The 842-nt window shown below is 69.8% G+C and carries 1 protein-coding gene; it reads left to right on the top strand.

Annotated features, from left to right (window positions below; translation table 11 throughout):
- On the top strand, positions 1 to 842 hold an 842-nt coding region (locus FUT87_RS26825), incomplete at both ends, for a beta-L-arabinofuranosidase domain-containing protein (protein ID WP_186830794.1).

Raw genomic sequence — 842 nt, 5'->3', positions numbered from 1 at the left:
GCCGCCTGGCGCGAGGTCGCTCGTGGGGAGCTCAAGGTCGACAGCTTCTCCGTCAACGGGCGCTGGGTGCCTTGGTACAACCTGCACAAGACCTTCGCCGGCCTGCGCGACGCGTGGCAGCTGACGCGGGAGCCACTCGCGCGCGAAATGCTCATCGACCTGGGCGCCTGGGCGCTGGCCCTGCTCGAGCCGCTGAGCGATGCGCAGCTGCAGGACTTGATGCGCGCCGAGCATGGCGGCATGAACGAGGTCTTCGCCGACATCGCCGCGATGAGCGGCGGCGCGCGTTACCTGCGCCTGGCCGAGCGCTTCTCGCACCGCGCGATCCTCGATCCGCTGCGCGGGCCCCGCGACGCGCTGACCGGGCTGCATGCCAACACGCAGATCCCCAAGGTGATCGGCTTCGCCCGCATCGCCGAGGAGCGCGACCCCGGCGCGGCGGACAAGGACTGGCTGGCGCCCGCGCGCTTCTTCTGGACCACGGTGCGCGAGCGCCGCAGCGTCGCCATCGGCGGCAACAGCGTCAGGGAGCATTTCCATCCGCTGACCGACTTCCAGCCCATGCTCGACGAGGTGGAAGGTCCCGAGACCTGCAACACCTACAACATGCTCAAGCTCACCGAGCTGCTGCACGCGCACGCGGCCGGCGACGAGGAGCGCGCACGCTACGCCGACTACTACGAGCGCGCGCTGTTCAACCATGTGCTGGCGTCGCAGCATCCGGCGGGCGGCTTCGTCTACTTCACGCCGATGCGGCCCAACCACTACCGGGTGTACTCGCAGGTCGATCTCGGCATGTGGTGCTGCGTCGGCTCGGGGCTGGAGAGCCACGCGCGGCACGG

It is taken from the genome of Mitsuaria sp. TWR114, assembly GCF_007997345.1.
Note: the sequence above shows the minus strand (reverse complement) of the source record. Positions and strands in the feature narration are given on the sequence as shown.